23 protein-coding genes and 1 pseudogene are annotated in these 26,635 nt (G+C 41.9%); 12 read left to right on the top strand and 12 right to left on the bottom strand.

Annotation, left to right across the window (positions count from 1 at the left end; genetic code table 11):
• Nucleotides 1-338: hypothetical protein (locus V7K36_RS06005; protein ID WP_335114027.1), on the top strand; the 338-nt coding region annotated here is incomplete at its 5' end.
• A 397-nt stretch (nucleotides 339-735) separates the two neighbouring features.
• Here the strand turns inward: V7K36_RS06005 and V7K36_RS06010 are convergent.
• Nucleotides 736-2,673 (bottom strand): ATP-binding protein, encoded by a 1,938-nt coding sequence (locus tag V7K36_RS06010; protein ID WP_335114029.1) that lies wholly within the window; start codon nucleotides 2,671-2,673, stop codon nucleotides 736-738.
• 282 nt (nucleotides 2,674-2,955) lie between these two features.
• On the opposite strand from V7K36_RS06010, the gene V7K36_RS06015 reads away from it, so the two are divergent.
• The gene (locus tag V7K36_RS06015) at nucleotides 2,956-3,240 is read left to right on the top strand and encodes a hypothetical protein (protein ID WP_335114031.1); all 285 of its coding nucleotides are present in this window, start codon (nucleotides 2,956-2,958) and stop codon (nucleotides 3,238-3,240) included.
• Here V7K36_RS06015 and V7K36_RS06020 read toward each other — a convergent pair.
• Entirely contained in the window at nucleotides 3,191-4,369 is a 1,179-nt protein-coding gene (locus V7K36_RS06020) for a GNAT family N-acetyltransferase (protein WP_335114033.1), read from the bottom strand. The genes V7K36_RS06015 and V7K36_RS06020 overlap by 50 nt on opposite strands.
• Before the next feature lie 56 nt (nucleotides 4,370-4,425).
• On the opposite strand from V7K36_RS06020, the gene V7K36_RS06025 reads away from it, so the two are divergent.
• Nucleotides 4,426-4,659 (top strand): hypothetical protein, encoded by a 234-nt coding sequence (locus tag V7K36_RS06025; protein WP_334830112.1) that lies wholly within the window; start codon nucleotides 4,426-4,428, stop codon nucleotides 4,657-4,659.
• Here V7K36_RS06025 and V7K36_RS06030 read toward each other — a convergent pair.
• A complete protein-coding gene (locus V7K36_RS06030; protein WP_335114035.1) occupies nucleotides 4,624-5,007 on the bottom strand; it encodes a hypothetical protein in 384 nt (127 codons plus the stop codon). The two genes, V7K36_RS06025 and V7K36_RS06030, sit on opposite strands and share 36 nt — an antisense overlap.
• A gap of 241 nt (nucleotides 5,008-5,248) precedes the next feature.
• Between V7K36_RS06030 and V7K36_RS06035 the strand changes: the two genes are divergently transcribed.
• Both V7K36_RS06035 and ptsP read left to right on the top strand, forming a co-directional pair.
• A complete protein-coding gene (locus V7K36_RS06035; protein WP_335114036.1) occupies nucleotides 5,249-5,569 on the top strand; it encodes a hypothetical protein in 321 nt (106 codons plus the stop codon).
• A 67-nt stretch (nucleotides 5,570-5,636) separates the two neighbouring features.
• The gene (ptsP, locus tag V7K36_RS06040; RefSeq protein ID WP_335114145.1) at nucleotides 5,637-8,141 is read left to right on the top strand and encodes a phosphoenolpyruvate--protein phosphotransferase; all 2,505 of its coding nucleotides are present in this window, start codon (nucleotides 5,637-5,639) and stop codon (nucleotides 8,139-8,141) included.
• A gap of 343 nt (nucleotides 8,142-8,484) precedes the next feature.
• Here ptsP and V7K36_RS06045 read toward each other — a convergent pair whose 3' ends face one another.
• The 5 genes from V7K36_RS06045 to V7K36_RS06065 all read right to left on the bottom strand — a co-directional run bounded on the left by V7K36_RS06045 (nucleotide 8,485) and on the right by V7K36_RS06065 (nucleotide 11,418).
• Nucleotides 8,485-9,009 carry a GNAT family N-acetyltransferase gene (locus tag V7K36_RS06045; protein WP_335114039.1) on the bottom strand — a complete coding sequence of 175 codons (525 nt, stop codon included), beginning with the start codon at nucleotides 9,007-9,009 and terminating at the stop codon, nucleotides 8,485-8,487.
• Nucleotides 8,996-9,283, bottom strand: coding sequence for a type II toxin-antitoxin system TacA family antitoxin (locus V7K36_RS06050; RefSeq protein WP_334943973.1), 288 nt, complete (start codon nucleotides 9,281-9,283; stop codon nucleotides 8,996-8,998). Before V7K36_RS06050 ends, V7K36_RS06045 begins: the two co-directional genes overlap by 14 nt.
• Before the next feature lie 2 nt (nucleotides 9,284-9,285).
• Nucleotides 9,286-9,465 carry a hypothetical protein gene (locus V7K36_RS06055; RefSeq protein WP_334830102.1) on the bottom strand — a complete coding sequence of 60 codons (180 nt, stop codon included), beginning with the start codon at nucleotides 9,463-9,465 and terminating at the stop codon, nucleotides 9,286-9,288.
• 493 nt (nucleotides 9,466-9,958) lie between these two features.
• Nucleotides 9,959-10,891: a glycosyltransferase family 2 protein gene (locus V7K36_RS06060; protein ID WP_335114041.1), complete on the bottom strand. Its 933-nt coding sequence runs from the start codon at nucleotides 10,889-10,891 to the stop codon at nucleotides 9,959-9,961.
• 302 nt (nucleotides 10,892-11,193) lie between these two features.
• Nucleotides 11,194-11,418 (bottom strand): Uma2 family endonuclease, encoded by a 225-nt coding sequence (locus V7K36_RS06065; protein ID WP_335114043.1) that lies wholly within the window; start codon nucleotides 11,416-11,418, stop codon nucleotides 11,194-11,196.
• A 223-nt stretch (nucleotides 11,419-11,641) separates the two neighbouring features.
• Between V7K36_RS06065 and V7K36_RS06070 the strand changes: the two genes are divergently transcribed.
• Both V7K36_RS06070 and V7K36_RS06075 read left to right on the top strand, forming a co-directional pair.
• Nucleotides 11,642-12,418 (top strand): class I SAM-dependent methyltransferase, encoded by a 777-nt coding sequence (locus V7K36_RS06070; protein ID WP_334830098.1) that lies wholly within the window; start codon nucleotides 11,642-11,644, stop codon nucleotides 12,416-12,418.
• Nucleotides 12,419-12,473: 55 nt separating this feature from the next.
• Complete coding sequence (locus tag V7K36_RS06075) at nucleotides 12,474-13,022, top strand: hypothetical protein (RefSeq protein WP_335114045.1); 549 nt, start codon at nucleotides 12,474-12,476, stop codon at nucleotides 13,020-13,022.
• Nucleotides 13,023-13,111: 89 nt separating this feature from the next.
• Here the strand turns inward: V7K36_RS06075 and V7K36_RS06080 are convergent, their stop codons facing one another.
• Nucleotides 13,112-14,269, bottom strand: coding sequence for an extracellular solute-binding protein (locus tag V7K36_RS06080; protein WP_335114047.1), 1,158 nt, complete (start codon nucleotides 14,267-14,269; stop codon nucleotides 13,112-13,114).
• A gap of 345 nt (nucleotides 14,270-14,614) precedes the next feature.
• Between V7K36_RS06080 and V7K36_RS06085 the strand changes: the two genes are divergently transcribed.
• Nucleotides 14,615-14,986: a hypothetical protein gene (locus tag V7K36_RS06085; RefSeq protein ID WP_335114049.1), complete on the top strand. Its 372-nt coding sequence runs from the start codon at nucleotides 14,615-14,617 to the stop codon at nucleotides 14,984-14,986.
• 340 nt (nucleotides 14,987-15,326) lie between these two features.
• Nucleotides 15,327-17,291: a di-heme oxidoredictase family protein gene (locus tag V7K36_RS06090; protein WP_335114051.1), complete on the top strand. Its 1,965-nt coding sequence runs from the start codon at nucleotides 15,327-15,329 to the stop codon at nucleotides 17,289-17,291.
• A 149-nt stretch (nucleotides 17,292-17,440) separates the two neighbouring features.
• Here V7K36_RS06090 and V7K36_RS06095 read toward each other — a convergent pair.
• Nucleotides 17,441-17,689: pseudogene (locus V7K36_RS06095) on the bottom strand (TIGR00303 family protein); the annotation flags it as partial.
• Nucleotides 17,690-18,269: 580 nt separating this feature from the next.
• Between V7K36_RS06095 and V7K36_RS06100 the strand changes: the two are divergent.
• Nucleotides 18,270-20,240 carry a di-heme oxidoredictase family protein gene (locus V7K36_RS06100; RefSeq protein ID WP_335114053.1) on the top strand — a complete coding sequence of 657 codons (1,971 nt, stop codon included), beginning with the start codon at nucleotides 18,270-18,272 and terminating at the stop codon, nucleotides 20,238-20,240.
• Nucleotides 20,241-20,374: 134 nt separating this feature from the next.
• On the opposite strand, the gene V7K36_RS06105 is transcribed toward V7K36_RS06100, so the two are convergent.
• Entirely contained in the window at nucleotides 20,375-20,962 is a 588-nt protein-coding gene (locus tag V7K36_RS06105; RefSeq protein WP_335114055.1) for a PEP-CTERM sorting domain-containing protein, read from the bottom strand.
• Nucleotides 20,963-21,136: 174 nt separating this feature from the next.
• Nucleotides 21,137-23,518 carry a phosphoketolase family protein gene (locus V7K36_RS06110; protein ID WP_335114147.1) on the bottom strand — a complete coding sequence of 794 codons (2,382 nt, stop codon included), beginning with the start codon at nucleotides 23,516-23,518 and terminating at the stop codon, nucleotides 21,137-21,139.
• 423 nt (nucleotides 23,519-23,941) lie between these two features.
• Between V7K36_RS06110 and V7K36_RS06115 the strand changes: the two genes are divergently transcribed.
• Nucleotides 23,942-24,472, top strand: coding sequence for a hypothetical protein (locus V7K36_RS06115; protein WP_335114057.1), 531 nt, complete (start codon nucleotides 23,942-23,944; stop codon nucleotides 24,470-24,472).
• 320 nt (nucleotides 24,473-24,792) lie between these two features.
• Nucleotides 24,793-26,601: an STAND family AAA ATPase gene (locus tag V7K36_RS06120; protein WP_335114059.1), complete on the top strand. Its 1,809-nt coding sequence runs from the start codon at nucleotides 24,793-24,795 to the stop codon at nucleotides 26,599-26,601.
• Nucleotides 26,602-26,635 lie beyond the last annotated feature (34 nt).

The following is a 26,635-nucleotide window of genomic DNA, read 5'->3' on the forward strand; positions in this document are numbered from 1 at the left end:
GGATTAAAGTGCGAACTCAATCCTGGTGGATTACCTTACTAAAGCTCTCATCCTTGAGTTTTTTATACCCATTTCTGAGAAACGAATCGCACCCCAATCCTAAAGAGACGGGGATTCTTGGCTCACCGAAACCACTTAAATTAGAGTCCTTGCGTCATCTAATCCAGAGGTGGGATTCTCCCCAAGCGTTAATTCGGGTATGCCCTACCCTATTCGCGTTGCCACGAGTTCTGTTTAGATTTGGAGACAATTGCCCCAAAATGCTGAACGCCCTAGCTCCTCTGAATCTTTTACCTACTGCGAGGTGGAGTCTAGAAAAATGCAGTAGAACCGCTTAGATTCAATTTTCAAGGTACAGCGCTTCGCCTTTCGGCAGCAAGGTTTTTAGCGTGGTTGATTACCTTTCCGACTATCGCTATTGTACCAAAAGCCGCCCTAGAACGGCGGGGCTTTAGACCCATTATTTTGGTAAGGGACTTCCAAATAAAAAAATACTCAACTACTTCTTGTGGGGTGGGCGTCTCGCCCGCACGTAGAGAAGGGCGGACAAAATGTCCACCCCACAAGATTGGATAATTTATTTCTTGGAAGTCCCTAAGAACTTGAAACGTTCTTGGCTTTCAGATTCTTACTGGTGGGCTTTCTGCTCTAATAGTTGTAATTGTTAGCTTATTAAGTGCTGTTGATTAACCTTTGGATTCAGAAATATTGGGTTGAGCGTCTTATTTACTTAGCTCACAAAATCGCTCCAGTTTCTTTCAAATAAACCCGTGTAAATGGTTCATCTTCACCCAAAGTATAATCTTCAATCAATCCTTGGCGACGGACAGAAATGCCGTTGCCTTTTCTAATCACCACAGTAGAAGCATCGACAACATTCCGCACTAGCATCATCTCAGTTTCTGTGGGATTATCCAAAACTACGATATTACTACTCTGGTAAAACATACCCTCGTCATTTAGGATGTCTTCCGCATACTCGACAATTAGCAAATCAAGTTTGGGATGACGCAGCAAAGTTTGGACATTGCCGTTGTAATTTTTGCTTAATACTTTTTTCGAGCGATTCAAAAAAACTGCATCACGACAAACAGCGCCTATTGTCCAGTTGGGATGTTGCAAAAGGATATGGTCAATCGTTGCTTCCAGTTCTTCAACTGAGATTTTATTAAAGGTAATAATCGGTATCCTCGCATCTGTACCCGACTCAAAAAAGGTTTCTAAGATCCGAGAAGGCACATCAACGCTTTCACCAACAGAAGGTTTAAGATGCATTAAAACGCCTGGTGCAGCATTGATTTCGAGAATGGCCAAGTTACTGAACTTCCAAGATTCTGAGAGACTTTTGGTCATGATATCAATCCCAAGGCAAGTTAGCTGGAAATGTTGGGCAATATCTTGCGCCAAGATAATATTGTCATCATGAACTGTCTGGGTTGCATCGATGCTTATACCTCCGGCTGAAAGATTGGCGACTTTACGCAGGTAAACAGTGCGTCCCTTCTCAATCACGCTGTCTAATGATAAACGCTGTTCGTCTAGGTAGAGTTCCATCGCTTCATCAATCTGAATTTTACTCATCGGCGAGGTTGGGGTGTCTAAACGTGCAGGTTTGCGGTTTTCTTGGCGGATTAACTCTGCAAGTGTTAAATACCCATCACCAATAACCGATGCTGGACGGCGTTCTGTGGCAGCAACAAATCTACCATTGACACACAACAAGCGAAAATCTGATCCTGAGATACTTTTCTCAACAATTATCCGGGTTAGCTGATCTTCGGGAATCGCTGCCAGTGCCCTATTATAAGCAGATTCCAGTTCTTTCGAGTCCTGCACGTCAGCCGTGACACCAATTCCTTTGTGACCGACCACCGGCTTAACTGCCACTGGGTAGCCAATTTGTCTCCCTGCTGCCAGGGCTTCCTTCTCGGAAAAGACGATATCACCTTCAGGTACTGGGAAACTCAAGGTTTTTAAAAATGCCTTGCAGTCATCTTTGCGGGTGGTGAACTCCGAATCTAGATGACTATCACAGTTAAATGTTGTTGCTACCCCCCGGACGTGTTTTTTTCCCAAGCCGTATTGCATCAATCCTTCTTCCCACAAATAAAAGGCGGGAATACCTTTTTCGTAGGCTGTTCGCAATAGGGCGTAAACCGTGGGGCCACCGTAGACCGATGCGCGGAATCTATTTTGCAGCTTCACTATCTGCTCATCAAAGCTAAAGTCTTCGTCTTGGGTAATGGCTTCAAACCAATCCCAAACAAAATAAACTACCTCCCTAGTTGTGCGTTCATGTAGCGATTGGACACTAATCCGCGTGCAATTTTGATATGGCTTGACACTGCAATGGTTAAGGTGCAAATCCATGTCCAGCTTTCCGACTTCGGACACAACTTGGGCAAATAAATGGGCATGGGATTCGTAGCTTTGACTGGCCAGGTCTTGATAGCGATCTCTCTCGGCAAGCCTCTGTGCGTCTGTGCCAATCCTTGCAATATAATCTTCAATGGGCAAAGGCTTTCTAGAGTCAACTAAAGCAAAGTCAAATACTAGCGCCCCTGTATCTAAATAGGGGTTAGGCCCAATATAATGCTTGAAGTTGAAAATATCAAATACGTCCGTTCTTCTAGCATTAATGCGGACTAAATCACTGCTTTTTTGTAAGACCATTGATTACGAACCTTTGGCTAAACACCCTGAAACTGAGATGCTGAGTTATGGTTACTCAGACTTATTGATTGTAGATTGATTCAGATTAATTTTAGAGAGTGATGGCAAAGCCATTGATCTAATTCAGAACTCACCCTAACCCTATTAGTAAGCATTTTCAACTATCTCAAGGCATAAGGAACTTCAAAATCAAAAAATACTCAACTACTTCTTGTGGGGTGGGCATCCTGCCATTGGTGTGAAGTTAAGAAAAATAGAAACCTATCAAGTAGGTAAAACTTAATGATTAAACTGAACACCAGGGTGTTGAGAATAGCCATGAGTAAGCCAGGGAAGAAACAAGGAAATCCAGACTTTCGACATCGGGTAAGCTCCTCAGCCCCGACAAGTGAAGAGATAGAATCACGGTTGGTAGAGCTAGTAACTCCAGGGACATTTGCCAATCTCAAAGGGGTAAAAGACTTTAAGCGTAGTTTATGCGATCGCCGACTTACTTATTTTTCTGTTTGGAAGTCTCTTAAAAGAAATCAGCCATCCAAGGCGACGCACCTGCAAATATTTGCGTAGCTGCTAAGATAGCCGTTTCTGTCCCATGCAGTTTTCCCACTTGTTGCAAATGGTAGGGGGTGAACAAACTTGTATACAATGATGCCAATTCCCGGATATCTAGCTGCAACTCACCCTTTCCACCTTTTGTAATTTCACCACGTCCGTTGGCGACAGAAAGAATGAATTTACCATTATTTCCAGTTAGCAAATTATCTTGAATTTCTAAGTGCAGTTCAGCTTGGATTTGCGATGGATAACCCCGCGCCTCCAGCGCCTTGACTACATCTATTACGCGCAGCAGCCAACGATTCGTATCCTTAATTTTGGCAGTTTGCTCTGGTAATAGCAATGTCAGGGAATCAATCGCAGAACTCTTCCATCGCACCTGCTGAATTTGAGAACGATGATTTGCTAGAAAAGACCAGAAGGTTTGTGCAGCAGCAACTGTATTGAGTACCCAATCTTTCACCGAGAGGATTTCACCATCCTCTGTTCGCTCTTGAGTGAAGATGATGTAACCTTGGGGTTGGTCTTTAGTACCAATAAAATACGCATAGACTGTTTCTTTCTCACCTGGTTGGATTAAGCGCTCCCAAATTGCTGGATGTCGGTCTAAATATCCATGCGTTAGTCTTGCCTGCTGCTGATATAGTTCATGAAAGACTTCATGATTAATCGGACTTACTGGTTCCAAAGGTAGGAGTTGCTCCCACACTTGGATATTCTTGGTAGCAACTTCCCAAATACACCAGCTACCTCCCTGCTCATACCCGACTTTTCGGTACAGGCTTTGAACAGCTGGATATAGAGCGGAGATTGCTACGCCCCTAGCATAAAGTTCTTTGAGGGTGTGCTGCATCAGAGCGATCGCAACTCCCGAACCGCGATACTCTGGAGCAATACCTACTGCGGCAATTCCTGTCATTGGTACACGCACACCACCCCACCACTGACCCATATCCAGAGTTGCCAATCCACCAACTACTTGCTCCAATTTACGGATAATGCGGAAATTTTCTACACCAATTAGATTGATATAAACTTCCTCGCCACCAAGTGCGCTGATGAAACATTGCTCAAAGATATACCCCAGGTGCTGAATATCCTGTGGATGGGCGAGAGTGCTGTATTCAAATTGAGCCGTCATCTCTTATACCATTAGTAGGATAAAACCACAATCATACTACAGCAGGCGTTGCCTCAATGCTTCACCAACTGACTGGAGAATGGGGACTGGGGAAGAAAGATTTTCATCTGTTCTGCTGTACGCAGTTCATAATGGCCATACAACAGACGCAGCCAAATATCCATGCTTCGGAAACACCTTGGGTGGTCAGTAACTATTCAGTAATGTTCATCTCTGGAGAAAAAGTCATTATTCATGGAGATGATCTTAAACAGTTAATATCGCCGTTGCACACCGACAATCAGCCATAACAGTGCTAAAACGAATAGAATCACATGGAAAAACTCATACCCTAAATTAGGCAACCAACTCAACATCCAGCCTAAGCCTAGCTGAAATGAGTTTGCCTGAATTGTTAGAATTCCGACATATAGCAACAGAACAATACCAATACTCAAAGGAATCCTTAGTACATCTTTTAGTGCTAAAGAAGCAATTCCCAAAAAGCCAAGGTAAGGAAATACGAATAGATATATCCCGAACCAGTAGCCTACGCGATCAGGGTTAGGAGGTGATAAAAACCAGCCCAGATACAAATAACCGTTAACCCCCATCCCCAAAAAAATTAGCACGTAAAGCAGCTTTTTACCAATTATCATATTTACGCAAAGGATGAAAATTTTTGAATGCCATGCAGGCTCAATTATAAGTAACTGCTAAAAATACTTCATCTTTTGCAACAAATGCTATTACATCTATAAGCAAACCTACAATTATCCTTAGAGGGTGTTTGAAAAGTATTATTGCTAACATCAAAAGCTCAGAAACCTAACCCCCCTAGCCCCCCTTCCCTACAAGGGAATGGGGGTTTCAAAGCCTCTGGACCCTTCGGGGAGAGGAATGGAAGCGTGGTTTTGTTATACTTTACGACTTTTCAAACAACCTCTTAACCCAAGCGTATTAGCTTATTTACAAAGTCAGCCAGTTGCTAAAGTACTTCCAAAGAAGGATCAGCCTTATTTAATATTGTGGCAGGATAATTTTGATAGCGATGTCTCGATTAAGTTGTACGATGGAAAGAAATTTATCCAAAACATTTCTTCCCGTACTGCTAGCGATGGAGTTTATGAGTGGACACCACGTATTCCTGTAAAAGAAGGCTATTTTGTTCGCATTTATAGCTGGAAAGACCGGAATGTTTTCGGGCAGTTGCAATTGTAGCGGAATGGGAAAATGAAATGGATAACTTGCTAAACGCAAACCTCTCAACAAGGTTGACAATGTGGCAGTGGTCGGAATTGTCATCGTTTCTCACAGTAAAAAACTAGCTCTGGGTGTGCGGGAACTCGCCGCGCAAATGGTTCAAGGCCAAGTTTCCATAGCTGTTGCAGCAGGTATTGAAGATCCAGAAAACCCACTGGGTACAGATCCTATTCAGGTTTATGAAGCGATCGCTTCTGTTTTTTCTGATGATGGTGTCTTGGTGTTAATGGATTTGGGTAGTGCTTTGCTGAGTGCAGAAATGGCAATCGAGTTTCTGCCAGAAGCACAGCAACAAAAAGTGTATTTGTGTGAAGCACCTCTAGTAGAAGGCGCGATCGCTGCTGTGGTGGCGGCGGCGGCTGGTAGAGATATTCACCAAGTTATGGCGGAAGCACGCGGCGCACTTTTAGCAAAAGCAACTCAATTGGGTGTAGTTAGTAGGGCGTTGTCAATTGTCACCCCAACAACCCATGTAGAATCACCTACGCGAGAAATCCGGCTGATTGTGAGCAATCGCTTAGGATTACACGCCCGGCCAGCAGCGCAGTTTGTGGCAACCGCAGCCCGATTTAAATCCCAAATTCGGGTGCAGAATTTAACGAGAAATACTGAGCTAGTCAGGGGTGACAGTATTAACCAGGTTACAACTTTAGGGGTGCGTCAAGGACACGAACTGGTGATTACTGCTAGCGGTTCTGATGCAGATGAGGCGCTGGCTTCATTACAGGTATTATTCGCAACAAATTTTGGTGAAGATAATGCTGCCTTGAATTATCGACCCGCATTTCACCATGCAGTTACCCCAGCAACTCACGGCGAACTTTTGGGAATAGCAGCTTCTGGTGGAATAGCGATCGCACCCATTATTCATTATCAACCCGCCCACATTCTAATTACGCAATACCACGTAGATGATGTTGAGGGGGAGTGGCAACGAGTACAAGCAGCAATCCACATTGCCAGACAGGAAATTCAAGCAGTTTTCTCACAAGCATCTCTTCAAATTGGTGACGCTGAAGCCGCCATCTTCGATGCCCAACTACTATTTTTAGAAGATCCAGTACTGCTGGAAGCGGCTAAAGAGCGGATCTCAGAACACCATCTAAATGCTGAAGCAGCTTGGCAAGCCGTAGTCGATGAAGTAGTGACTTCCTACCACACACTTGAAGATTCTTACCTACAAGAGCGAGTTGACGATGTTGTGGATGTCGGACAAAGAGTGCTGCGATTACTAGCTGGGAATGCCCCTACGAATCTGCATCTTCAGGAAGCTGTAATTTTAGTGGCGACTGATTTAACCCCCTCAGATACGGCTGGATTAGATCGGACTAAAGTGTTGGGTATTTGTACTACTTCTGGTACTGCCACCTCCCACAGCGCAATTATCGCCCGGACATTGGGTATTCCCGCAGTTTTGGGACTGGATGCCCAGGTGTTGCACTTGGCAAATGGTACACTTATGGCAGTTGATGGTGAAAGTGGCAAAGCTTGGGTAGAACCAGAATCACATATCCTAGATTTACTGGAGGCAAAGCAAAAAGCTTGGCAAACTGCCCAACAAGAAGCACAAGCTACGGCACACCAGCCAGCAATTACTCGTGATGGTCGGCAAGTGAGCGTCTTCGCCAATATTGGTAGTATAAGTGATGTCCAAGTTGCTGTGGCTAGTGGTGCAGAGGGCGTGGGACTACTCCGCACTGAGTTCCTCTATTTCGACCGGACAAGCGCCCCCACTGAAGAAGAACAACTTGAAGTTTATCAGGCGATCGCCCAAGTTTTAGATAATCGTCCGTTGATTATTCGTACCTTGGATGTCGGTGGTGATAAGCCACTCCCCTACCTGAGAGTAGGGTTAAGAGAAGCTAACCCTTTCTTAGGCTGGCGGGGAATTCGTTTCTGTTTAGATCATCCAGAACTCTTCAAAACTCAGTTACGGGCAATTTTGAGAGCTAGTGTCAGACACAAAATTAAGATCATGTTGCCGATGATTACCACTGTCAGCGAGGTACGTGCCGCTAAGGTAATTTTGGGTGAAGTGCAGGCGGAACTAAATCAAGCTGGTATCGCCTTTGATGCAGCGATGCAAGTGGGGATTATGGTGGAGGTACCGTCAGCAGTGGCGATCGCTGATCAGTTAGCGGCGGAAGTAGACTTCTTTAGTATAGGTACCAATGACCTGAGTCAGTATATCATGGCTAGCGATCGCACTAATCCCCGCGTGGCAAATTTGGTTGATCCACTACATCCAGCAGTGTTGCGAATGGTGCAGCAAACTGTCCAAGCTGCCCATGCAGCGAGGATTTCGGTGGGATTATGTGGAGAATTGGCAGCAGATATTTTAGCAACACCAATTTTATTAGGTTTAGGGCTGGACGAATTGAGTGTGAATCCCCAAAATATACCTGCAATCAAACAGGCGATCGCTCGGTTTAGTATAGTTGAAAGTGAGGCGATCGTGGCGTCAGCATTGCAACAAGATTCCGCAGTTCATGTCAGAGAGCTAATCTCAACTTCAGTAAACAATATGTAAGGCATTACATTGAGACTGTGTTTAGCGCTATTACTTGTGTTTTTCCCAAGTTTATTCACGCAATAAATTAAGTATAGGAATCATATTTGATTTTTGAATAAAATTAGGTATTGTAGGGTGTGTTAGAACGCAGTTCGTAACGCACCAAACCCTTGATGATGGTGCGTTACGCTGTCGCTAACACAACGCCAGTTGCTACAACGGAGGGAACCTCCGCAACGCACTGGCTCCCCTACGTATCTTTTCAGAAATCAAATACTAGTCCTGTATATTGAATTTTTATACGCGGCAAGGTATGCGAAGCACCCTGAAATACGATAACTAGCAACTTAGGTTAATTAAGTTAATCAAACTCTCTAACTATCGTTGCTATCGGCAGAAATAGTGAGAGTTCATTGTCTTGAAAAGGAATAAACTCATACTTAAGATAAAATTCCTTTGCTTGCAAATCGATAGCATCAACTCTCACGGCGTATATACCAATTTCTTGAGAAGCACGAACAGCACGATAGAGAGCATCAACTAACAATTCACCTCCCAAACCTTGTCCTTTAACCGAGTTATTTACAGCTAATCTCCCAATCAGCATTGCTGGAATCGGATAGGCAGGCATTCCACGATGATCAGATTGCGGTAAGGATTTATACTCAATAACGCTGGGACTGACAGTATAATAGCCATCAATCTTCAAGCTTTCTGATGCTGGAATTGCTACAAATGTTTTAGCAATTCCTCTAGTATGATTTTGATGTGCATATTTCTTGAGATAATCATTCAAAATTGCATAACCGCAATCAAAAGAATCTCTTTGATGCTTTTTATCAATTGGTACAAAATTCCATCTTGTCTCGCTATCATTTGTCGTCATACTTCTGTCTATATTTGTGAATAGCAGATTTGAGTTTTTCCTTCAGTTCTGGGGGGTTTTCCATTACTGACATAAACAAATCTCTATCAAGATTAGACAGCACCAGCCTTTCATTCGCATCTATATCTTGCTTGGCGACTGGTAAAACATGAAAAAGTGTATAAGCACTCAAAGAAATTCCTTTAAGACTCGCAGCACGTTCTAATAGTTCTTTTTGCTCTTGGGTGACTCGTAAATCGATACGGTAATCTTTTGCAGATGATGTTTCTGACATGGCTAATTCCCACCTTTAGCTGAGTCTGTATTTACAGCATAGCTAATATTAGTGGACGATGTACACACAATATTTGGAAACAGGATCACTAGCGTGGAGATAGCGATCGCACCTCCCCACCAACTTAGAGGATGAATGAACAAGTCTAATTTATTACTAGCCCTGGCGACTAGAAGTCGCACGCCAGTTGCTCATGGGGAGCCACTGCGGTGGACGGGAACACCTGCATAAAGCAAGTGGCGTGGAAACCCCCTTGGCGCCAGCCTCTCCCTTTGGGAGAAGACGGCACTGGCTTGGCTATACGAGACTTTACCCACCGACCTGGGTTAAAAACCCTACTTTTTCGTTAGTCCACGGAGGAAGACGAAAGTTTGTCTAGTAGGGAATTTTATTCCCCCAATACTTTTCAAACATCCTCTTAGATAAAATCACTATGGTGCTAGTTAACCCTCTCTAAATCGGATGAAAAGCTATATCTCCGATGGGCTACGCCTACGCACTTGCAGCCGTACCCTTTGAGATTTATTTAGAGGATTTATACAACAAGGTGAAGTTTAATCTGGTTGAACCAAAAGCTGGAAGCACTGATGCTAAAGAATGAAGTTTAAGTGAGGTAGTCTGTTTGATTTGCTACAATCCCATCAAATCAATAAACTGAGCAGAAGACAGACAATATTATCCAGGCCATTTAGTGTTGTAAGCTTTAGCAAATGACTCGGCAATTCCCTTGGTTTTAGCTCGGAATGGAATATCTATCACAATATAAAATAACCATTTTGCAGCTAGATAAAATTGTCGCTCTTTGATAAATATAAATAGACGATTCGGTGTTTGTAGAACTTGATGATAAGGATGATTATCAAATTTTTTATTCAGATCTACTTTTGTCACTAGTCGTTTTAGCATCAATATAAACCCAAGAATTAACAAGGCATAGTACTGGAAAATAGATCCATATTTCAACTTTTCATAAAGGTAATTCAAATCTCCACCTAGTCCTCTCCAGGTTCTGTTTTCAGCAGGGGCATGGAAATGATTTGCTTCGATTGTTTTAGCCTTAATAATTTTGAAACCATGCTTTTGTATTCGTCGTGCTAACTCGTGTTCGTCGCAAGCACTGCTTCTAAAATATCGAAGATTTGTATCGAAGCGAAAACGATCAAAAATTTCTCGTCGTAATGACCAGAGGCTACCAGTGCCAAACGTTGGTGTTCCTTTGGCAGAACCACCTTGTTCGTAAATACATCCCCAAATAGTCATCACATCTGGATCTTCTGTGTAGATTTTGATTAATTCATTAAAGCAATCAGGAAATGGACTTACATCGTCGTCCATCAGGACAATAATCTCACCTTTGGTGTGAGCAACACCGAGATTTCTAGAAAAGCAAGCTCCTTTGTTCTGATTATTTCGTAGAACAAGAAGGGTTTTTATATTCTCGTCACCAGTCTTGAGAAAGCTTTGTGTATCGTCTGTTGAGGCATCATCAACTATTACTACCTCATAGTTTGGATAGTTGAGTTTAGCGATCGCTGGAAAACTGTAGCTACGTAAGCTTGAGGCTCTATTATATGTTGCAATTACAATAGATATAAGTGGCTGTTCCATATACTTTAATCTGTATATATTTTGTAATTTATTTAATTGAAGATTCTAAAAATTTAGATTAGAAAATCCCTAAAAGACTATAATAATTTTAAAAAATCTATACTTGTTACCGTATAATTACTGGAATCGTAAAAAATAAAAAAATTCCCATCTTTAGCTGAGTTTTTATTTACAGCATAGCTAATCTTGGTGGACAATGTACACACAATATTTGGAAACAGAATCCTTTTTTCATCACCTCCAGGTGAATTAAAACACTAGTGTGGAGATAGCCCAGACGCGCACTCCTGGGGAGAAGCAAGCTACGCGGAGCGTCTCGTAGAGAAGCGGCTTGTCGTTATTGGTTCTGCTGAAAGATTATTTTGATTTATCACAATCACATCAGGCGAATAACCTAATTCTCTGTTAGTAACTTTGACCAGTGCTTGATTAGGTATGAGGTATGGGAGTTTTAATGGTTTGAACTCTAAAGTTATTTCACCTGCTAAAAAACCATTAATCTCTTCATGATCTCCTACTGGTTGCATTTAAACAATTACCCCATCGTGTAGTTCATAGCGATCGCTATCTGGTTTCCAATTGAGGAATTCTTCAAAAGAGATTGTTTTTGGTAAGGCTTGAAACATCACACTTACTCCTGATGATGATTTAGGATTGCTATAGATTCTCGACTTCTTAAATAACTTGAGAATCTAACGACTACAATAAAAAGGTTTTGTTATATTAAATTAAAAACCACCATAGTTATTTATGAATAATATTTCTACAAGTAATAATTGGGATACTGCCCTTTACGAAGATAAGCACGCCTTTGTTTGGCAGTATGGTGAGGACTTACTAAAATTTCTCAACCCTCAGCCAGGAGAATTGGTTTTGGATCTTGGTTGTGGTACAGGACAACTCACAGAAAAAATTGCTCAAGCTGGAGTCCAAGTAATGGGAGTTGATCATGCACCCACGATGATAGAAAAGGCTAGACAAAACTATCCCCATATCCACTTTGATGTTGCTGATGCTACGAACTTTCAAGTAGACAAGCCATTGGATGCTGTGTTTTCCAACGCTGTACTACATTGGGTGAAAAAAGCAGATAGTGCGATCGCTTCCATACACCAATCACTAAAACCAGGGGGACGTTTTGTGGCAGAATTTGGTGGTAAGGGAAATGTGCAGGCGATCGTCAAAGCCTTATACAGCGCTTTAGAGTCCATTGGTATCCCTCAAGCACAAGTAGAGAATCCTTGGTATTACCCTAGTATTGGTGAATACGCCACCCTGTTAGAACAGCAAGGCTTTGATGTCATCCATAGCACCCTGTTTGCTCGTCCAACTCCTTTAGCAGAAGGAGAAGCAGCTATGGCAAACTGGATTCAGATGTTTGCCAGCACTTTTTTAGCCAGACTTTCACCTGAGCAACAAATACAAATAATTCGCGCCGTGGAGGAGCAACTGAAAGCGACGCTGTATCAACAGGGAACTTGGACAGCAGACTATCGAAGAATTCGCATCGTTGCCATTAAACTTTAAATTGTGCGAATTTTGACTTCTGCCTTAATTACAAATTACGAATTACGAATTAGTTATGCATATACTCAAATTGTGCGATGCCTGCGGCGGGCTGCGCCATCGCCAGACATCATTTTCATTACTATTAACCATTAGCCTCACCACTTTAGCCGTCCCGCCCTCACTAGCACAACCCCCCCTAATACCCTCGCCTTCTAGTGCGCCCCTAGAACTAGACTTATTAACCAAGCCAAAAGACTATGTAATCACAGCTAACACTATAAACCCAGAACGATTAACCGTTCCCAGTTTATGGTGGGCACAACAAAACTCTGAGAAAAAGCTATTGGATAATTGGATAGCATATCCAGCTTCTGACAAAGAACCTGCACGAGTAGACTTAATCGTGAATCAGCAAATTTGGAGCTTACTAGAGTATGTAGAGCGCTACGACTTTGTTAATCGCTTGGGTAGCGCTGCACGGAACTTTGGTTACAACGTCCGGGTATTTAATTATCAAAAAGAACCCTTGGCAACCTATACTTGCAACTTTAATATAAGTCCAGCTTTATGCAATATCCAAACAACTATTAAGAACAAGATCGGGTTACTACGTTCACTCTAGTAAATAGTTAGGAGTTAGGAGTTTGGAGTTTGGAGTCAAGTGATTAATGTCCAATGCTCCATGCCCAATGCCCAATGCCCAATGCCTAATTAAACCTTAATTTTGGCGAATAAAGACTCGTATTGTTTTATTGTTGATGGTGGTAAGGGAAGCAAAAATTCACTTTTCTCGAAAACTTTGCGAGCGCTCTGCAAAATACTCCATAATGGTTCTTGGATATCGGAAGCGACAATATTTGTAGAAATTGGCGAATTAGTTTTGGTCAGCACTGAAATTTGTTTAGCTGTGCTTGGTTGCCAACAAAAATCAATCCATTGCTCTGATAAAGTACCCTTAGCAATACCTGCCGGACGTACCCACAAGTCTGCCCAGATTGCTGTTCCTGACTGGGGGATAACTGCGGCAAGTTGTGGATAACGTCCCAGAACTGGCAGTACATCGCTTGACCAACCAACGGCTAGCCAAGTGTCTCCCATAATTAGAGGTTCCAAGTAGTTATTGGAACTGTAGAACTTCACCTGTTGATTTAATGTCTGTAATTCCTTTTCTAAGTCTGGTACTTGGTCAAGATTCTCTGTATTGTAAGATTTTCCTAGCTTCTTTAAGACCAAACCAATAACTTCTCGTGGTTGATTGAGTAGGGAAATCTGCTGCTGCATTCCATCTCGCCACAAATCACTCCAATCTTTGGGTATCCATCCCAATTTTCGCAACTTGTCACGATTATAAACAATCACCGTACTACCCCAACGGTAAGGCGCACCCCACACCTTCCCTTGAGTATCCAAGTTACCTTGGTCGTTGCGCGTTACCAGTTGTTTCCATCTTTCATCTAAAGCAGACCACTGCTTTAATTGGTTTCCCTGTACCTCTTGGAGTGGTTGAATTAATTTCTGCTCAATAGCTGCTTTTAACCAGTAATCTCCTAATGTCACTAGGTCTATGTCAGCCGCTTTTTGACCTTGCCTAAAGGGTATAAAGCGACTCCATCCCTGCTCATCAGTGGCTTTTGGTTTCTGCTGCCAATTTTGTAATTGCTGAAATAAATCCTGTATCTGCTCAACAGGAGCAAACTTTAACTGCACCTGTTGCTGCAAACTTTTGTGGAACTGATTAACTACTTGACCAGGTATAGAACCTTTTAATAACTGTACTTTTAGTTGCGTCTGGTTGTTTCCACCACAGCCAAAAAGCAGTTGTGAAAGTGCCAGTGTACTTGTACTTAGCAAAAAAGATCGTCGATCCATTGATTTTGGATTTGAGATTTTTGATTATATCTAATATTAAGCAGAGATTCACTAGCTGAAAAAGTGGAGTTGGAAAATCATCGGTATTTTTTCTTGGCAATACGGATAAATTTGAATATTTGACTCAAATTAGCAAGTTTTTCGGGAAATCACTACCTAAAGATTAACTTTTCTCCATAAATTGCCTTAGTGGTAGTTATGGTCAAGCTTTACTTATATTTATAATTAATAATTTAAATGTCACATTTCCACCAAAAATTATCAATACTTAAATAATCCCTAAGTATAATTAAGGTGGCGAGTAAATTGAATAACATAGAGAAAATTTGCGGATAAAGGTTTTAAATGGAGCCATTACAGCAACAGATCCTGACTTTAAGCGAAAAACTGGATACCCTGTGCCAAGTAATTGAGCAGCTTGATGGTAAAGTCACTCAAGCTTTTTCAGAGTGTTCTTTAGCGAATACACAAGCAAAGGATAATTATCAGGAAAATGTCGCAGCTGGGGGCTACCAGCTCAAAGGACGTAACAGTTTAAATCCAGAAATGGCACACAAGGATGTATTGACAGATGGCATTTATCTAGACATGCATCGTCAAAGTGGAGATAACATAACACCAGAAATTCAAATACAACGACTGACAGCGCAATTAACAGCAGCATACAATCGCATTGCTGCTTTAGAAGAACAACTACTCAGAGAAAGAATTTATTAAATTTAACTTAAGTTCAACGAGTTAAAAAAATGGCTGAAGGTAGGGAAGGAAGGCAAGCCTTTAGGTTCAATGTCGAGCGATCGCTTTGTAAGCAGATATTAAGTATAATCAACTAATCCAGCCATCAAATTGATAAAAAACTTAAACACACTATTGCATATATTTACGTAAGAGTGTGATATATCTACGTATGGCTTTTAGTGACTACCTGACTATGAAACAAAAAAACAACCCTAAGACTGCTATCGTTAGGGTTTTGTATGGTTCTAAAACCAAGATTTTCTTATTAATCTGCGTTTTTCTCATTAGTGTTTTTGGCATCTTGTTATCAAATTGGTTGATGACAAGCCAAACAGCTTTCGCAAAAATTGACCTTTTGCAACCTGCTCCTACTCAACCGCTAGGCTATTACGACTATTTCGGCAAACTGCTGAGTCCACAAGAAGCATTAGAACTAGTTGTAAATAAGGGACTCAATCCTAATGACCCTATTTCCTATCAACGGATAGGAGCAGTTAAAATTACTAAAGAATTAATCGCCCAAGGTGAAGATATATTCTTCAACCGGAAGATTGGCGACACATTTGGTTTGCAAGGAGTATTCGGTTTTGGACAAGGAGCAAATATCATATCAGATGAAATAGGTGCAGCGATCGCTAATTTGCACGGACAATCAACGACAAACCTAAAAATTACCCTCCAGAAGGATTTAACTATAGGTAGTAGAACTTTTCCCAAAGGGACTATTATTCCTACAGGTTTAAAAATTCAACAGGGACAAGTTGTTCCAATAGGAAACGCACCTAACGGCGATATTACTTGTGCGCTCTGTCATGCAACCCTTTCTAATAATGCTAAAATTCTTGCAGGAGTACCCAACGGTGAACTTGCCATTCAGCTTTTCATTGCCTTAGCACCAAATACAGCCGCAGGGTTTGCGCGGTTAAACTTTAATCCTCTAGACCCACAATACAAAGGCAATGGCAAGACGATTATTGACAGTAAAGGTAATAAAGTAGAATTACCCGATCCTAAGAAGTTTGAAAAAGCCTTTGACGATGCAGTGTTAGATGTACCTTTTGGTCATTTCGAGAGTTCACCGGATGGTATTAGAGACAGTACTCAAATCCCCAGTCTTTTCACGTTTAAAAATCACCCCTATGCAGCTTCAGGAGAGGGTGCAGTTGGGCCGTTTGCGGGACTCAGCAGTCTCAACAACGGTGTTCACTCTTCGGAAATCAATCTGTTGGCAGCCGCTCAACTCAGTGCAGAAACCCTTGGTATTGACCCAGAAGTTTATATTGGGACATTTCTTCAAAATGCTGCCGTTAAGAGCCTCCGTTTACCAGAGGGAGTTACAGTAAAACCCTCAGAGTGGCTACGGGGAGTAATTGCACCAAATTCTACACAAGCAGAATTAGAAGACCAAATTCCTGCCCCAGGCACAGGAACTTACCCAAATCTACGACCCAGTTTGTTTACTTACAACGGTTTGGTTTTCAGCCCCAATACTGGAAAGCCCGGAGATATTGCTAGCGGCACTTTCTTATTTGCTGAAAACGCTATGTCTGCTTTCCAAAATAGCTTAGTACCACCTGCCAACCAGACTTCGGAAAACTGGCAAGCGTTGAACAGCAATTCTGTTAAACGTGGCGCAAAAGTATTTGAGAAAGCCAATTGTGCAACTTGCCATATTCCACCCTTCTTCACTGACAACAAAATTCATCCAATTGATGAAATTCGTACTAACCCAGCTCGTGCCCAATCTCACTTGGCGCTGAATAAATTGTTAGTACCACCCAAGCTGTACACTTTTAACACTCCAGTTCCCATACCTGCTAACGCTGAAGTGCTGGATCTACCAACACAGGGTATCTCTGATAGTCCCACAACTCTACCCAAAGGTATATTGCCAAAAGGTGGTTATAAAACTACTTCCTTGCGTGGTCTTTATGTAAGCGCACCATATTTGCATGATGGTGGTGCAGCAGTACGGGCAGGAAGTCTGAAAGTTGACTCAAATGGTAGTTTCACGGTTGTTAACAAGAGTGGCTTAGGTCTTTCTGGCACTCTCAGCCAAAGTATACCCGCCGATGCAGCTAGCAGCTTGCGTGCCTTAGTTGATCGTGATCTTCGTACCTTAGTTGTGAAAGCCAACAAAGCTAACCCTAGTTTAGTGCGTAGTAACCTTGATGGCACAGGTCACGATTTCTACGTAGATAGACAGGCTGGGTTTAATTCCAACCAGCAAGCAGACCTGATTAATTTCTTGCTGGCACTTGATGACAATCCTGGAAGTTTTTAATAAAGCTACGGCTGATATTTTATCTTAATACCAAGTCGTCTAGTGATATATCATGAAGGCGACTTGGTATTACTTTAAGTAAGAGTTAAGATGGCAGGCACATTTTAACGCAATCTAGATCGGAGATCCACTATGAACCTACAGATAAATGCTAATAGGGAAGGGGTTATTTCACTCTGAGTTAAGCTGCTTTTTTCTAAGCTGAGAGCTAAGTCAACTGTAGCGCCAGTAGAGTCTTCTGCCACCCAGCGAGTTGTGCCGACAACTACTGCTTCTGGTCGTCATGATAAAGTGTAAACTTGAGCGATCGCACTGATCAGCGCATAAACCGCCAGCATTTGCGTCCCACCAGCCAGCATTACACCACAATTACGACTAGCAGCGATAATCACATTGCTGCTTTAGAAGAACAATTACTTAGAGATGACCTGAGTTCAACGAGTTAAAAAAATGGCTGAAGGTAGGAAAGGAAAGCAAGCCTTTAGGTTCAATGTCGAGCGATCGCTTTATGTCCAATATATAAGTATAAGCAACTAATCCAGTCATCAAATTGATAAAAAACTTAAATAAACTATTATACAGCAGATTGCAACTTAGTCGGGTACAGATTATTGTAAGGGCACAAGATTGTTGTGCCCCTACCTGTGTACCTCATTTACCTGAAAAACGCTGTATATAGGAATCTGGTTTGATTTCTGAAATTACTTGCGTAGGAAGGGAACAGGGAACAGGAAAGAAGGCTCTTTGAGGTTTTGAGGTATACTGAGTTTTTTCAAAAATCAAATAGGAGTCCTATATCTACCTAATAGTGTGATATATCTACCTATAGGCTTTTAGTCATTACCTCACTATGAAACAAAAAAAAACAACCCTAAGACTGGTGTCTTTCGGGTATTGTATAGTTCAAAAACCAAGATTTTTTTATTAATCTGCGTTTTTATCATTAGTGTTTTTGGCATCTTGTTATCAAATTGGTTGATGACAAGCCAAACAGCTTTCGCAAAAATTGACTTTTTGCAACCTGCTCCTACTCAACCGCTAGGCTATTACGACTATTTTGGCAAACTACTGAGTCCTCAAGAAGCATCACAACTAATTGTAAATAAGGGACTCAATCCTAATAATCCTATTTCCTATCAACGGATAGGAGCAGTTAAAATTACTAAAGAATTAATCGCCCAAGGTGAAGATATATTCCTCAACCGAAAGATTGGCGACACATTTGGTTTGCAAGGAGTATTCGGTTTTGGACTTGGCATTGCTAAAATTTTCCCAGAATTACAGACAGCAATAGTTAAGTTGCAAGGTCAGCCGACAACGAACTTACAAATTATTCTTCAGAAGGATATAGCGTTAGGTAGTCGAACTTTTCCCAAAGGAACTGTCGTCAATACAGGCTTAAAAATGGAAAAGGGAGGGACTCTTCCGATTGGGCTGGGAATCACACCTAAGATTGATATTAGCTGTGCTGCGTGCCATGTATCTCTTTCAAATAAGGGTGAACGTCTTTTGGGAGTACCTAATGGCGAAATTGCCACGCCCCTGCTGGTTGCTTTAGCACCAAATTCTTCTGCGGGGTTTTCGCGGTTAAAATTTAATCCCCTAAGCCCACAATACCGAGGCAATGGGAAAATTATTCTAGACAGTAAAGGTAATAAAGTAGAATTACCTGATCCTGAAAAGTTTGAAAAAGCTTTCGACGATGCAGTATTGGATGTGCCTTTTGGTAATTTTGAGAGTTCTTCAGATAGTATCAACGATACTACTCAAATTCCCAGTATGTTCACATTTAAGAATCATCCTTATTTCCTTGATGGACAGTTTGCTGTGGGGCCGTTTGCGGGACTCAGCGCTGTCAGCAACGGTGTTCATTCTTCAGAAATCAATCTGTTCGCAGCCGCTCAAATCAGTGCAGAAACCCTTGGTATTGATCCAGAAGTTTACATTGGTACATTACTGCAAAATGCTGCCGTTAAGAGCCTCCGTTTACCAGAAGGACCTCCGGTAAAACCCTCTCAGTGGTTGCGGGGAGCGATCGCACCGAATCCTATACAAGCAGAATTAGAAGACCAAATTCCTGCCCCAGGCACAGGAACTTACCCAAATCTACGACCCAGTTTGTTTACTTACAACGGTTTGGTTTTCAGCCCAAATACTGGAAAGCCCGGAGATATTGCTAGCGGCACTTTCTTATTTGCTGAAAACGCCATGTCTGCTTTCCAAAATAGCTTAGTACCACCTGCTAACCAGACTTCGGAAAACTGGCAAGCTTTGAATAGCAATTCTGTCAAGCGTGGCGCAAAAATATTTGAGAAAGCCAATTGTGCAACTTGCCATATTCCACCATTCTTCACTGACAACAAAATTCATCCAATTGATGAAATTCATACTAATCCAGCCCGCGCCCAGTCTCGCTTGGGGCTGAATAAATTATTAGTACCACCCAAGTTATACACTTTTAACACTCCAGTTCCCATATCTGCTAACGCTGAAGTACTGGATCTACCAACGCAGGGTATCTCTGATAGTCCCACAACTCTACCCAAAGGTATATTGCCAAAAGGTGGTTATAAAACTACTTCTTTACGTGGTCTTTATGTAAGCGCACCATATTTGCATGATGGTGGTGCAGCAGTACGGGCAGGAAGCCTGAAAGTTGACTCAAATGGTAGTTTCACGGTTGTTAACAAGAGTGGCTTAGGTCTTTCTGGCACTCTCAGCCAAAGTATACCCGCCGATGCAGCTAGCAGCTTGCGTGCCTTAGTTGATCGTGATCTTCGTACCTTAGTTGTGAAAGCCAACAAAGCTAACCCTAGTTTAGTGCGTAGTAACCTTGATGGCACAGGTCACGATTTCTACGTAGATAGACAGGCTGGGTTTAATTCCAACCAGCAAGCAGACCTGATTAATTTCTTGCTGGCACTTGATGACAATCCTGGAAGTTTCTAATTAAAGCTACGGCTGATATTTTATCTTAATACCAAGTCGTCTAGTGATATATCATGAAGGCGACTTGGTATTACTGTAAGAGTAAGATGGCAAGCGGATTCTAACGCAATCTAGATCGGAGATGCAGTATGAACTTACAGATAAATGCCTTTATCGGGCTTCTTCTGAAAAGCTACTGCTTGCTTTCGCTTTGTCCACCAGCCAAAACCAAGAGCAAGCAATGAGCCACTTACTGTGTAGGGTTCGGGAACAGGACGTGGTATAATAGTAAGACTGCCATAATCTACATCGCTTGAAAGTTCTGAATAACCTTCATTCAAACTACTGTAGAAGAGGTTAACGTTCCCATTTCCGTCTTCCCCGCTTCCAGAAACTAGGTAAGAAAAACCGTTCTTGGTTAACAGGGGCGTACTCACATTTAAGAAATTATCATTGATTCCGTATGTACCTGGTGAGAGCAACCCGGTGATTGTCTCGGTAATTCCTTGAGCTTTCCTTGTGCCACTGATTCCTGTGATTGTGTAATTGTTGTTTATGGGATCTAGATCGGTAGTAGTGAGGATGCCGCTAGCGGAAATCGCTGTATCATTTACCTGATAACTGGGAAAAGAGTACTGAAAATCAAATAACTGTACAGCTTGTGCCGCAGAAGATGCACCGACAGCAGTGATACCTATAACAGCACTAGCGGTAGCAATACCAAGCTTTTTGACTAATTTCATCAGATAATTCTCCTAAAAAACAAGAAGTTGACGTTCTCATTGGCCTAAAGGTACGGGGATTCTAATTATCACTGATTAGGTTTTCTCTTTCTTCGAGTTCTCTTACAAAGAAAGTGTTTCCACATCTAAGCAGAGGGGAATCTCTCCAGATTTCCCCTCTGCCTCTTTCACCTCTTAATACGGCCACTTCCAATCGCGAATTTCCGGCATATCGTCGCCGTACTTATCAATGTAATGTTTGTGTTCGATCAGCTTATCTTGCAGATGCTGCTTGACATAAGCTGCTCTATATCCTAGTTTTGGTACGCGCTCAATTACGTCCATCACTAAATGGAAGCGATCAAGCTCGTTAAGAACAACCATATCAAAGGGGGTGGTGGTAGTTCCCTCTTCCATGTAGCCACGCACATGCAGCTGATCGTGGTTGGTGTGGCGATAGGTTAGGCGATGAATCAGCCAAGGATAGCCATGAAAGGCAAAAATAATGTGTTTATCTGTGGTGAAAATCGTGTCAAAGTCTTTTTCGCTCAAACCGTGGGGATGTTCGCTTTTTGGCTGTAGTGTCATCAAATCGACTACGTTCACTACCCGCACCTTTAACTCAGGGAATTGCTGGCGCAGAATGTCTACAGCCGCCAAGGTTTCTAAGGTGGGAACATCCCCAGCGCAAGCCATCACTACGTCTGGTTCGCTGCCTTGGTCGTTGCTTGCCCATTCCCAAATACCGATGCCTTTGGTGCAGTGCTTGATGGCAGCATCCATGTTGAGATATTGCAATGCTGGCTGCTTTCCAGCAACGATGACATTGACATAGTTGCGGCTTCTCAAGCAATGGTTAGTTACTGATAGCAGAGTGTTGGCATCGGGGGGCAAATAAACGCGGACGATCTCTGCTTTCTTATTGATTACATGGTCAATAAAACCGGGGTCTTGGTGGGAGAAGCCGTTGTGGTCTTGTCGCCAAACGTGAGAGGAGAGTAGGTAATTGAGGGAAGCAATTGGTCTACGCCAGGGAATATGTCTGGTCGTTTTCAGCCATTTGGCGTGCTGATTGAACATCGAGTCAATGATGTGGATGAATGCCTCGTAGCAAGTGAATAACCCGTGACGCCCTGTGAGGAGGTAGCCTTCTAACCATCCTTGGCAAGAAGTTTCGCTGAGAATTTCCATCACCCGACCGTCGGGGGAAAGGTGGTCATCTTCGGGATAAATCTCGGCTACCCAAGTTCTATCTGTGACTTCCAACACGGCGTCCAAACGATTTGATGCCAATTCGTCGGGGGCAAATATGCGGAAGTTGCGACTTTCTTGATTAAGTTGCATAACATCCCGCAGGAATTTGCCGGTAACTTTGGTAGCTTCAGCGATCGCTTTGCCTGGTTGGAGAACATTTACAGCATAGTTTTGAAAGTCGGGCATTTTCAGGTCACACAGCAAAATACCGCCGTTAGCGTGGGGATTGTCACCCATGCGTCGATGCCCTTTGGGAGCCAGTTCTGCTAGTTCGGGAATCAGCTTACCGTTGCTGTCGAAGAGTTCTTCTGGTTTGTAACTCTTCATCCAATCTTCTAGGAGTTTCAGGTGTTCTGGCTTTTTGGCTATTTCGCCCAAGGGAACTTGGTGCGATCGCCAAGAACCTTCAGTTTTTTTGCCATCTACTTCCTTGGGCCCTGTCCAACCTTTGGGGGTTCTCATGACAATCATCGGCCACTGGGGGCGTTCGGTGAAACCATGTACACGGGCTTCCCTTTGGATGCTTTGAATTTCGGCGATCGCTATATCTAGAGTCGCCGCCATCTGCTGGTGTACATCTGCGGGATCGTCACCTTCTACAAAGTATGGCTTGTAGCCGTAGCCCACAAATAAACTTTCCAACTCCTCATGGCTAATCCGTGCCAGTGTCGTTGGGTTGGCAATTTTATACCCATTCAGATGCAGAATGGGAAGTACAGCACCATCACGCACGGGGTTAAGAAACTTGTTGGAATGCCAACTAGTCGCTAAAGCACCTGTTTCAGCTTCACCATCACCGACAACAGCAGCAACGATCAAGTCAGGGTTATCAAAGGCAGCACCGTAAGCGTGGACGAGGGAGTAACCTAGTTCACCGCCTTCGTGGATCGAACCAGGAGTTTCCGGTGCAACGTGGCTGGGAATACCACCAGGGAAAGAGAATTGTTTGAAGAGTTTCTGGATTCCTTCAGCATCCTGGGAGATGTTCTGATAATACTGGGTGTAAGTGCCTTCTAAGTAGGTGTTGGCTACCAGTCCAGGTCCTCCATGACCAGGGCCAGCAATATAGATCATGTTTAGGTCATATTTTTTGATCAGCCGATTCAGGTGAACATAGATGAAGTTCAGCCCTGGTGTTGTTCCCCAGTGACCCAAAAGCCTGGGTTTGACGTGTTCCAGCTTTAGCGGTTCTCTAAGTAGCGGATTGTCGAGTAGATATATCTGCCCAACGGAAAGATAATTAGCTGCACGCCAATAGGCGTTCATCTTACCTAATTCTTCATCTGTTAAAGGCTTTGTTTGTGGAGTCGTTGCTAATGTCATTTCGACACTCCATTCCAAAAGGATTTTGACGGCTTCATCAGTAAGCAATTGTACTTGTTTTCCAGATGATGGCCATCTACCCATGAGAAGTTTTTCTAGCCTTTGTGACTAAATTCTTTCGCTCTTGGCACAGGATAGAGAGCGATATCTACGACGGGCTACATCTACGCTATTGATTAATCCTATCAATTGGCATTTTCTTCATCTAGAGCTTTCTGTACAAATTAACCATAATGTGGAGCATTATATTTGGTGGTTTCAGGCGCTTCGCATAACCCTGATTTACTCGCATATTTGTGATCGCTGGGTGCTAAACATGGCTGAAATACCCAAATTACGTATAGTACTTATGTACGATGTGTAAGTCCTAGTTATGTAAAAACCCTAAAGACATAATGAACTAGATTGTGTAAAACTGAACAGTTGTCTTTCAAGTTTTGGAGTTTAGGGATGTCAAGCGATCGCCTAGGTGTGGTTGAGGAAATTTTGACCAATTATCGTACACAAGTGTCAGGTAAAGAATTGACTTTGACAATAACTCCTGATGAAGACAAAGAGCGAATTAAGTTGCAGATCACCAAATTGAAAACACAGATGCAGCCGTATGAGCAAGAGTACTGGGAGATTCTCTCAGAGCAGTCAGGATCTATCGAAATTTCAGAACAAGAGGCACAGGTTGTAGTTGCAGAAATTGTCAACCAAGTAGGTAAAATTGAAGTAAGCTCATCTACATACCCTGATGAAGTCCTTATGCTTTTGAGAGGAATCCGAGATAAACTGAATCAGCCAGATAAATCAGCAGCAGCAAAGCTCAAAGGAATAATTTCTTCAATCCCGCCTTTTGTGGGAATTTCTTACGAAGCGGAGCTAGATACAGAAAACTTCTTGCATAACCATTTCCCAACTTTTACTAAATTGATAAAGGGAACAATTAAAAAAAAACAGCTTCCTTAACTTCTAGTGAACCCCAACTCAGTAATTTAAGCATTCCTTCTAGCTCAAATATAGAATTAACAAACGAATTTCAAGAGTTTCTTGAAAATACTGCAATAAAGGTTGCACATCGAAGTCGTGAACGTATTTATCTGAATGATATATTTGTCTTCCCTAACCTAAAGGTCATAAATGAATCGTTAGAAAAATTTCCATCGAAGAAGATTTCAGGTGAAAAACTATTAGAATATGATAGCCGTATCCTTATTTTAGGAGATGAGCAGTCAGGTAAAACTACTCTTGCAAAAAAAATATTCCTAGATGCTCTTTCTTCTGGATTCTTGCCTTTACTAGTTGAGGGAGCAAATATAAAAAGTTCTGATATTAAGGAACAAATTTCAAAGCTAGTTTCAGCTACATATCAATCGCTGTCTGCGGAAAAATTTCTTCAAGGACTTAATCTTGTTTGTATTGTCGATGATATATCGGCAAGTACACTTAATAAGAAGGCCAAAAGTAAATTTATAAGAAATATTAATTCGATTTTTCCTCATACTATTCTGCTTGCAGAGGAATCCTTTATATTTATCATGCCTGATTTTCCTGAGCTTGATGATTATAAGAAGTTGGAAATTCTCCCTTTCGGTAATGTTGATCGTGCCAAACTAATTGATAAATGGGTCGCACTAGAGTTAACTGAAGAAGCAGACGATCAGCAGGTTTGGAAAAAGACAGATGAACTGCGGCATCATGTAGACTTGCTTGTAGGCAAGAACGTAGTTCCAGCAAAACCATTCCACATCTTGATGCTTCTTCAGACTTTAGAGACAATAACCACACAGAGACTTGAACTCACTGCTTACGGACACTATTATCAGTATTTGATCTACCAAGCTCTACAGCGTGTTCATGTAAAACAAACCGAGATTGATACATACCTTAATGTTTTATCAGAACTTGGAGGAGCAATTTTAGAGTCTCCCTCGGAAAGTCTTGATGAATCTGGCTTAGATGCATTTTTTAAAGAATACTTAAAGAATTTTCTTCCAGTTAGTCAAGACAAAGTGATTAATGATTTGGTCGATTCATTTATTCTGCAACATTCAGAGACTGGTCTAAAGTTTCATTACCGTTATCTGTTTTACTTCTTTGCGGCGAAAAACTTGGCAGACTCTCTTTACAAAGGAGAGGAAGCTAAAAAGAGAATACAACATCTAGTAGATACAATTCATCTTGAAAAGGCATCGAACATAGTTCTGTTTCTTACGCACCATTCCAAAGATCCGTGGATTCTTGATCAGATTCTATATTCTGTCATGGGTATTTTTTCTAATGAGGCAGAAGTAACATTAGAAGCAGGTTCTCTATCTTTTCTTCAAGATTTTGTTAAAGAAATACCTCACCTTGTTTTAGAGAATCGTGACGCAAAGCAAGAACGATTAGAAAACGATAGACAAAAAGATATTATTGATCAAGATGAAGAGCAGAATAGTCCTTTATATGACAACAAAGACGTAGAAGAGTTCATGGTAAAGGTAAACAAAGTATTCAGAGCAATTGAAGTTTGTGGACAGATTTTGAGAAATAGGCTTGGCTCCCTAGAGCGAAACTCTCTAGAGTCAATCTATGAAGAATCACTTTTGGTTTCACTAAGATTTCTTAGCGTCTTTCTAAGATTTTCGGAATACGTGCGAGAAGAGTCAATCAGGAAAATTAAAAAGATATTGGAAGAGAATCCAAATCTTTCCAACTCAAAAATTATTCGGGAAGTCGAGTCTTTTTACTTAGGGATTAATTATACCGTTATTCTGGGGATGCTTCACAAAATTGCGTTTTCTCTAGGTTCTGCCAAAGGTCGTGAGATCTATATTAGAGTAACTGAAAGCAACGATAAGCCTTCATTCTGCTTAATTCAAGAAATTATTGAATTGCAGTTTGAAAAAAGATTAGATATTCACAAGATTGATAAATTGCACTCTGAATTCTCTAAAAATCCTGTTTGTGATCGCTTATTGAAACAGATTATTTTGCACCACTGTTATATGCACGATATAGGATTTAAGGATCGTCAAAAACTAGCTAACATACTTAATATTCAAACTCAGGTACGGCGTTCAATTTTGATCGCATCAAAAATAACTCAAGATTAGTTTGTTGCTCACACAAAAATAAAATACTGTGAAG

The organism is Nostoc sp. (genome assembly GCF_036919555.1).
In the GTDB taxonomy this organism is placed as follows: domain Bacteria; phylum Cyanobacteriota; class Cyanobacteriia; order Cyanobacteriales; family Nostocaceae; genus Nostoc.

What these genes read in the sequence shown, in the direction of transcription:
- V7K36_RS06010 (WP_335114029.1), bottom strand. Translation starts at nt 2,673, where the DNA reads ATGGTCTTACAAAAAAGCAGTGATTTAGTCCGCATTAATGCTAGAAGA.
- V7K36_RS06015 (WP_335114031.1), top strand. Translation starts at nt 2,956, where the DNA reads ATGATTAAACTGAACACCAGGGTGTTGAGAATAGCCATGAGTAAGCCA.
- V7K36_RS06020 (WP_335114033.1), bottom strand. Translation starts at nt 4,369, where the DNA reads ATGACGGCTCAATTTGAATACAGCACTCTCGCCCATCCACAGGATATT.
- V7K36_RS06025 (WP_334830112.1), top strand. Translation starts at nt 4,426, where the DNA reads ATGCTTCACCAACTGACTGGAGAATGGGGACTGGGGAAGAAAGATTTT.
- V7K36_RS06030 (WP_335114035.1), bottom strand. Translation starts at nt 5,007, where the DNA reads ATGATAATTGGTAAAAAGCTGCTTTACGTGCTAATTTTTTTGGGGATG.
- V7K36_RS06035 (WP_335114036.1), top strand. Translation starts at nt 5,249, where the DNA reads ATGGAAGCGTGGTTTTGTTATACTTTACGACTTTTCAAACAACCTCTT.
- V7K36_RS06045 (WP_335114039.1), bottom strand. Translation starts at nt 9,009, where the DNA reads ATGACGACAAATGATAGCGAGACAAGATGGAATTTTGTACCAATTGAT.
- V7K36_RS06050 (WP_334943973.1), bottom strand. Translation starts at nt 9,283, where the DNA reads ATGTCAGAAACATCATCTGCAAAAGATTACCGTATCGATTTACGAGTC.
- V7K36_RS06060 (WP_335114041.1), bottom strand. Translation starts at nt 10,891, where the DNA reads ATGGAACAGCCACTTATATCTATTGTAATTGCAACATATAATAGAGCC.
- V7K36_RS06065 (WP_335114043.1), bottom strand. Translation starts at nt 11,418, where the DNA reads ATGCAACCAGTAGGAGATCATGAAGAGATTAATGGTTTTTTAGCAGGT.
- V7K36_RS06070 (WP_334830098.1), top strand. Translation starts at nt 11,642, where the DNA reads ATGAATAATATTTCTACAAGTAATAATTGGGATACTGCCCTTTACGAA.
- V7K36_RS06075 (WP_335114045.1), top strand. Translation starts at nt 12,474, where the DNA reads ATGCATATACTCAAATTGTGCGATGCCTGCGGCGGGCTGCGCCATCGC.
- V7K36_RS06080 (WP_335114047.1), bottom strand. Translation starts at nt 14,269, where the DNA reads ATGGATCGACGATCTTTTTTGCTAAGTACAAGTACACTGGCACTTTCA.
- V7K36_RS06085 (WP_335114049.1), top strand. Translation starts at nt 14,615, where the DNA reads ATGGAGCCATTACAGCAACAGATCCTGACTTTAAGCGAAAAACTGGAT.
- V7K36_RS06090 (WP_335114051.1), top strand. Translation starts at nt 15,327, where the DNA reads ATGACAAGCCAAACAGCTTTCGCAAAAATTGACCTTTTGCAACCTGCT.
- V7K36_RS06100 (WP_335114053.1), top strand. Translation starts at nt 18,270, where the DNA reads ATGACAAGCCAAACAGCTTTCGCAAAAATTGACTTTTTGCAACCTGCT.
- V7K36_RS06105 (WP_335114055.1), bottom strand. Translation starts at nt 20,962, where the DNA reads ATGAAATTAGTCAAAAAGCTTGGTATTGCTACCGCTAGTGCTGTTATA.
- V7K36_RS06110 (WP_335114147.1), bottom strand. Translation starts at nt 23,518, where the DNA reads ATGACATTAGCAACGACTCCACAAACAAAGCCTTTAACAGATGAAGAA.